Origin of the sequence: Microbacterium sp. (assembly GCF_035277845.1) — a bacterium.
In the GTDB taxonomy this organism is placed as follows: Bacteria; Actinomycetota; Actinomycetes; order Actinomycetales; family Microbacteriaceae; genus Microbacterium.
Genome location: NZ_DATEJS010000154.1, coordinates 1 through 6,331 on the forward strand (window position 1 = coordinate 1; position 6,331 = coordinate 6,331).

The following is a 6,331-nucleotide window of genomic DNA, read 5'->3' on the forward strand; positions in this document are numbered from 1 at the left end:
CGCCGGGCACCGGCGCGCGCACCTCGTGCTGCAGTCCACGAGCGATTTCGTCCCCGACCACCTCTGAAAGGTCACCCACCATGACAGACAACTCCGCCTTCGACGAGATCTTCGCCGACGTCCCCCTGATGGCCATCCTGCGCGGAATGGGCGTGGAGCGCAGCCTCGCCACCGCCACCCGGGCCTGGGACCTCGGCATCACCGCGGTCGAGCTGCCGATCCAGACGCCGACCGACGTGGAGGCGCTGCGGGTCGTCGCGGATGCCGCCCGCGAGCGCGGCCTCACGGTCGGCGCCGGCACGGTGGTCACCCTCGAGCACGTGCAGCAGGCGAAGGATGCCGGGGCCGCGTTCACCGTCAGCCCGGGCCTCGACCTCGACATCGTGCGCGCCTCGCACGAGGCCGGCCTGCCGTCGATCCCCGGCGTCGCGACGGCGTCCGAGGTGCAGCGCGCGCTCGGCGACGGGCTCACGTGGCTGAAGGCGTTCCCGGCATCCCTGCTCGGCACGGGCTGGTTCCCCGCGATGCGCGGACCGTTCCCGCAGGCGAAGTTCGTGGCGACCGGCGGCATGGGCTCGGGCAACGCGAAGGCGTATCTGGATGCCGGCGTGAAGGTCGTCGCCGTGGGCTCCGCCCTCGAGGACGACGCGCAACTGCCCGCCCTCGCCCAGCTGCTCGGCTGAGCGCGAAACGACTGTTCGGGGGTCACGATCTGCGGGTTCAACCCGCAGATCGTGACCCCCGAACGTCGTCATGTCGGCTGGATCCGGACGTTCGCGTTCAGACCGGGGTCTTCACGGTGGTGGTCGCGGCCAGCTCGTGCAGGCGCTCCGAGCCCTCGACGTCGGGGCGGATGGATGCCACGAGCGTCGCGATCACGCCGACGATCGCGATCACGGCCGCGTAGATGACGACCGGCCAGAACGCGCCGCCCGCCCCCGCGACCAGCGCGGCGCAGATGAGCGGGGCCAGCCCGCCGCCGAGCGTGTTGGAGACCTGGTAGCCGATGTTGACGCCCGTGGTGCGGGCCTCGGGGTCGAACATCTCCACCAGCATCGTCGACAGCGTCGCCTGCATGGCCACGCCGAACAGGACGAAGCCGAGGATCTGGCCCAGCCAGATCAGCCACAGGTTGCCGGTGGAGAACAGCATGAACGCGGGATACACCATGATGGCGAATCCGATGCAGCCGATGATGTACACGGTGCGGCGGCCGATGCGGTCGGAGATCGCACCCCACGCCGGGGCGACGACGATCTGCAGCAGGCCGACGATCATGGTCCCTGCGAAGCCCATCCAGGCGGGCAGGTGCTTGTTGGTCACCATGAAGCCGAGCCCGTAGGTGAGCACGACGTATCCGGCGATCGACTGCGGCAGGCCGATCAGGATGCCCATGATCGCGTTCTTCGGGTGGCGGAACGCCTCCACGAGCGGGTTGGCCTTCTTGCCGGCCACGGCCAGCTGCAGCGTCTGCGTCTCGATGAACTCGTCGGACTCCTCGAGCTGACGCCGCAGGATGACCGCGACGACGGCGAGCACGATCGAGAAGACGAACGGGATGCGCCAGCCCCACTGCAGGAACCAGGAAGACGCCGTGAGCCCGAGCGCGGCCATGAGACCGCCGGACACCACGTTCGCGATGCCCGCGCCGCTGATCAGGAACGCGCCGTAGAGCCCGTGCCTGCCGGTCGGGGCGTTCTCGATGACCATGGTGGCCGCGCCGCCCATCTCACCGCCCACGAAGAAGCCCTGCAGCATGCGGCAGAACAGCAGCAGCAGGGGCGCCGCGAGACCGATCGTCTTGTCGGACGGGATGAGGCCGATGCCGGTGGTCGCGAGGCCCATGCCGACGACGGTGATCATCAGCACCGTCTTGCGTCCGGCGCGGTCGCCGACGATGCCCCAGATGATGCCGCCGACGGGCCGCAGGAAGAAGCCCACCGCGAAGGTCGCGAACGAGGACAGCTGCGCGACGATCGGGTCGTCGGAGGAGAAGAAGACCACCGGGAACACGGCCGCCGAGGCGAGGCCGTACAGGTAGTAGTCGTAGTACTCCATGAGGGTGCCGATGGCACCACCGGCGACCATCTTGCGCTGTTTGGCGCTGAGGCCCCGGCGAGGGGTGAGAGTGGACATGCGAGCCTCCTTGCTGCACGAAGGACGGGGTGCCGGTTCGAGGAAAGCCTCGACGGATCGGGCTGACGATCGCTAAGCTAGCAGCGGTATAGACAGTCTGTCTACACCGCAGATGTTTTGTTCAGGCAGGTGGGCGATGACGACACAGAGCACGGCAGAGGATGCCGCCGCAGCCATCGCGGGCGAGTTCGCACGCGAGACGTACGAGAACGCGAACGAGGTGCTGCGCCTGTTCCGCCCGGTCATGCGCGCGCTGGCCGCGGCCGCGGGACCGTCGGTGGAGGTCGTGCTGCACAATCTCGACGGCGCGGACGTCGACCTCGGGCACACCATCGTGGCGATCGAGAACGGCCATGTCACCGGCCGCGAAGTGGGCGGGCCGTCCACCTCGCTGGGGCTCGACGTGATGAAGAACCGCCGCGAGGACCATGATGCCTTCGGCTACACCGCCTTCACGAGCGACGGCCGCGAGCTGCGCTGCTCGTCGGTGTACTTCCACAACGCCGCCGGCGACATCATCGCGTCGCTGTGCATCAACGTCGACCTCAGTCCCCTGCAGCATGCGCGCAGCATCGTCGATGCGCTGCTGCCGCCGTCCACCGCGGGCGAGAACGCGCCGCGAGAGCACTTCGGCACGGACCTCGTCTCGGTGATGGACTCGATGATCACGGAGGCGATCGGGGAGATCGGACGCCCGGTCAAGCACATGTCCCGCGACGACAAGATCACTGTGCTCGAACGCCTCGACCGGCGCGGGGCGACGCAGATGCGCAAGTCGATCGAAGCCATCGCGAAGCGGCTCGGCATCTCGCGCGTGACCGCGTACGCCTACCTCGACGAGGCCCGCACCCGGGAGTAGAGCGCCTTACGGCACCCGGTTGAGCCAGGCGTCCGTGCCGAACTTCGTCCGCACGAGCTCTTCGGCCTCGGCGTACTCGTCGGGGCTGATCGTGCCCGGAGTCGCGCCGTACAGGTTCGTGAACGTGTCGATGAACCGCTCGATGACCTGTTCGCGCGGCAGGCCGGTCTGGCTGCGCAGCGGATCGACGCGCTTGGCCGCCGACACGGTGCCCTTGTCGCTGAGCTTCTCGCGGCCGATGCGCAGCACCTCGGTCATCACCTCGCCGTCGATGTCGTAGCTCAGCGTGGCGTGATGCAGCACCCCGCCGTTGGCGAGCCGCTTCTGCGCGGCGCCGCCGATCTTGCCCGAGGGCCCGGTGATGTCGTTGAGCGGCTGGTACACCGCGTCGATGCCGAGCGAGCGCAGCGCCTGCAGCACCCAGTCGTCGAGGAACGCGTACGAGTCCGCGAACGTGAGCCCGGCGACGAGGGATGCCGGAACGTACAGCGAGTAGGTGACGATCGAGTTCGCGGCCATCATCATGGCGCCGCCGCCGGAGATGCGGCGCACCACGTCGAAGCCGTGCCGGCGCGCGCCCTCGGGGTCGACCTCGTTGCGCACCGACTGGAACGAGCCGATGACGACGGCCGATTCGTCCCACTCCCACATCCGCAGGGTCGGGTTGCGCCGGCCGTCGCCGACGCGCATCGTGAGCACCTCGTCGAGGGCGAGGTTCATGCGCGGAGACACGGGCTTCTCGTGCACGACGTCCCAGGAGAACTCGCGCCACCCGGGAGCCGTGATGAGCGCGCGGCGCACCGCGGTGCCGACGGCCTCGGGAGTGAACCCGAGCAGCTGCGCGCCCTCGGGGAGGGCCCGGCGCACGGCCGCGGCGATCGACGCCACGTCGCTGGTCTCCGGCATCCCCTCGATCGCGCGGTCGATGTCGAGCAGCGCGTCGTCCGGTTCGAGGAAGAAGTCCCCGGCCAGGTGGAAATCCGTGATGGCGCCGCCGGTGACGTCGAAGTCGACGACCACGAGCTTGCCGCCGGGGACCTTGTACTCGCCGTGCATGCCTTCCAGCCTAGGACGTGCTCCGCGCCCCGCTCCGGGCCGGCGGCTCGACGGCGGCGGTGCGCCGCAGCCGCACGCCCTGGCTCGTGAGGATGCCGGCGATGACGATCGCCCCGCCCACGGGCTCGTACCAGTGGATGCTCTCGCCGAGCACCAGCACGCCGAGCAGAACGCCGACGACCGGGGCGAGATACGTGACGGTGGACGCCCGGGCGGCGCCCCAGTCGCGCAGCACGCGGGTGTACCAGATGTAGGCGATGCCCGTGCCGGCGACGCCGAGCGTCAGGATGCCGAGCACCACCGGCACGCTCAGCGCGACCGGGCCGCGTGCATCGAACGGGGCGAGCAGAAGCACGACGACGCTCGCCATCGCCAGCTGCACCGCCGACAGCGTGATGGAGTCGTACGGCAGGCCGCTGACGAACCGGCGCAGGTAGAGGCCCGCGAACCCGTAGCTGACGGTGGCGCCGAGGCACGCGAGCTGGGCGGGCAGCGTCGTGCGCAGATCGGCTGCACCGAGAAGCTGCCACGGCCCGCTCAGCACAACGACGCCGGCGATGCCGACGACGAGCCCCAGCGTGCGGGAGCGGTCGAGCCGCTCCGAGCGCAGCACCAGCGGCGTCAGCAGCAGCGTCATGATCGGCGTCGTCGCGTTGTAGATGCTCGCGAGGCTCGACGGCAGGGACTGCTCCGCCCAGGCGAACAGCGTGAACGGCACCGCGCAGAAGAACGTGCCGACCACGACCATGTGGCCCCACACCCGCGGCTCGCGCGGCCACGCCCGCCCGGTGACCGTCATGATCACCGCCAGGGTGACGGCGCCGAGGAGGATGCGCCCGAGCACGACCTGCGCGGGCGAGAGCCCCTGCAGTCCGACCTTGATGAACAGGAAGCTCGCGCCCCAGATCAGGGACAGCGCGAGGAACGCCCACAGCGTGGCGCGGGACTTGCCGACCTGGTGCATGGGTCCTAGTCTCGGAACCGCGAACACATGAAGCAAATGAATCTGCTTCATCACCACATGAGGAGTTGTGATGGCCCTGACCCTGCCCCAGCTGCGGGCCCTCGTCACCGTCGTGGACACCGGATCGTTCACCGGCGCGGCCGATCGCCTGGGCCTCAGCCAGTCGGCCGTCTCGCACGCCGTCGCCGGGCTCGAGAAGGCGATCGGGGGGCGGGTCGTGCAGCGCGACGGCGGCGTCGCGCTCACCGCCCTCGGCCACCGAGTGCTCGAGCACGCGCGCGCGGCGCTCGCCTCCGTGTCCGCGCTGGAGAGCGCGGTGCACCAGGACGGCACGCTCACCGGCACCGTGCGCATCGGGGCCGTGGCCACGGTGTGCCAGGGGCTGCTGCCGGAGCTGCTGCCGGTGTGGGCGGCGAAGCTGCCGCACGTCGAGGTGCAGATCTACGAGGGCGACGACGACGAGCTGCCGGAGTGGCTGGAGGCGGGCGTCGTGGATGCCGCGATCCTCGTCGAGCCCTCCCCCATGCCGGCCGGCGGCAAGCTCGTGGCGACCGACGAGTTCGCGGCCGTCGTGCGCGGCGACCATCCGCTCGCCGGGCTCGACGGCATCCCGCTCGCCGAGCTGCAGGTCGACGGGCTCATCGTGTCGACCGGCGGCTGCGAGGGGCACGTCAAGCGGATGCACGACGACGAAGGCCTCCCGTACACGTACTCGCACCGGGTGCGCGAGATGAGCACGCTGTTCCGCATGGTCGAGGAGGGCATGGGCGTGGCGATCGTGCCCTCGCTCGGGCGCGGGATGCTCCCGGCAGACCTCGTCATGCGCCCCCTCGTGAAGCCCCGCCCGCGGCGCCTGGTGCTCGCCGGGCCGGGCTCCCGGCCGTGGCATCCGCTCGCCCAGGCGCTCGTCGACGCGGCGTGATGCGGGGACCGCCCAGCCTGAACCGGTAGGATGACGGTGCGGCATCCGAAGCCGCTGCGTCGTCGATACGCTTGCACGCCCTGGCCCCCGGTCGGCTGTGCCCTCTTCTCGAACGGCGAACCCAGACGCGAATCCGCGTCGTCGCCATCTCCCGCCGGTCCGATCCATCCGGAATCCGTGCGCCTGCCCGAAAGCATCACCGTGCCTACTTTCCTTTCTCTCGGCGTGCCCGAGAACCTCGCCGCCGTGCTCGCCGAATCCGGCAAGACGGAGGCGTTCGCCATCCAGCGCGACACGCTGCCCGACTCGCTCGCCGGCCGGGACGTGCTCGGCCGCGGCCGCACCGGCAGCGGCAAGACCATCGCGTTCTCGCTGCCGCTCGTGGCGCGCCTCG

General features: G+C 70.3%; 7 protein-coding genes. 4 read left to right on the plus strand and 3 right to left on the minus strand.

Going from position 1 to position 6,331, the window contains the following annotated elements; all coding sequences use genetic code 11:
• Positions 1 to 80: 80 nt before the first annotated feature.
• Positions 81 to 683, plus strand: coding sequence for a bifunctional 4-hydroxy-2-oxoglutarate aldolase/2-dehydro-3-deoxy-phosphogluconate aldolase (locus tag VJR25_RS06665; RefSeq protein WP_324113831.1), 603 nt, complete (start codon positions 81 to 83; stop codon positions 681 to 683).
• A 97-nt stretch (positions 684 to 780) separates the two neighbouring features.
• Here the strand turns inward: VJR25_RS06665 and VJR25_RS06670 are convergent, their stop codons facing one another.
• On the minus strand, positions 781 to 2,136 hold the full coding sequence (locus VJR25_RS06670) for an MFS transporter (protein WP_324113833.1): 1,356 nt from the start codon (positions 2,134 to 2,136) through the stop codon (positions 781 to 783).
• A gap of 136 nt (positions 2,137 to 2,272) precedes the next feature.
• On the opposite strand from VJR25_RS06670, the gene VJR25_RS06675 reads away from it, so the two are divergent.
• Positions 2,273 to 2,995: a helix-turn-helix transcriptional regulator gene (locus VJR25_RS06675; RefSeq protein ID WP_324113835.1), complete on the plus strand. Its 723-nt coding sequence runs from the start codon at positions 2,273 to 2,275 to the stop codon at positions 2,993 to 2,995.
• 6 nt (positions 2,996 to 3,001) lie between these two features.
• On the opposite strand, the gene VJR25_RS06680 is transcribed toward VJR25_RS06675, so the two are convergent.
• Positions 3,002 to 4,051: a biotin/lipoate A/B protein ligase family protein gene (locus VJR25_RS06680; RefSeq protein WP_324113837.1), complete on the minus strand. Its 1,050-nt coding sequence runs from the start codon at positions 4,049 to 4,051 to the stop codon at positions 3,002 to 3,004.
• 10 nt (positions 4,052 to 4,061) lie between these two features.
• Positions 4,062 to 5,015 (minus strand): DMT family transporter, encoded by a 954-nt coding sequence (locus VJR25_RS06685; RefSeq protein WP_324113839.1) that lies wholly within the window; start codon positions 5,013 to 5,015, stop codon positions 4,062 to 4,064.
• A 70-nt stretch (positions 5,016 to 5,085) separates the two neighbouring features.
• On the opposite strand from VJR25_RS06685, the gene VJR25_RS06690 reads away from it, so the two are divergent.
• On the plus strand, positions 5,086 to 5,937 hold the full coding sequence (locus VJR25_RS06690) for a LysR family transcriptional regulator (protein WP_324113841.1): 852 nt from the start codon (positions 5,086 to 5,088) through the stop codon (positions 5,935 to 5,937).
• Between the two features lie 195 nt (positions 5,938 to 6,132).
• On the plus strand, positions 6,133 to 6,331 hold a 199-nt coding region (locus VJR25_RS06695), incomplete at its 3' end, for a DEAD/DEAH box helicase (protein WP_324113843.1).

Excerpts from the sequence above, each read along its gene's own strand:
- VJR25_RS06665 (WP_324113831.1), top strand. The coding sequence starts at position 81 with ATGACAGACAACTCCGCCTTCGACGAGATCTTCGCCGACGTCCCCCTG.
- VJR25_RS06670 (WP_324113833.1), bottom strand. The coding sequence starts at position 2,136 with ATGTCCACTCTCACCCCTCGCCGGGGCCTCAGCGCCAAACAGCGCAAG.
- VJR25_RS06675 (WP_324113835.1), top strand. The coding sequence starts at position 2,273 with ATGACGACACAGAGCACGGCAGAGGATGCCGCCGCAGCCATCGCGGGC.
- VJR25_RS06680 (WP_324113837.1), bottom strand. The coding sequence starts at position 4,051 with ATGCACGGCGAGTACAAGGTCCCCGGCGGCAAGCTCGTGGTCGTCGAC.
- VJR25_RS06685 (WP_324113839.1), bottom strand. The coding sequence starts at position 5,015 with ATGCACCAGGTCGGCAAGTCCCGCGCCACGCTGTGGGCGTTCCTCGCG.
- VJR25_RS06690 (WP_324113841.1), top strand. The coding sequence starts at position 5,086 with ATGGCCCTGACCCTGCCCCAGCTGCGGGCCCTCGTCACCGTCGTGGAC.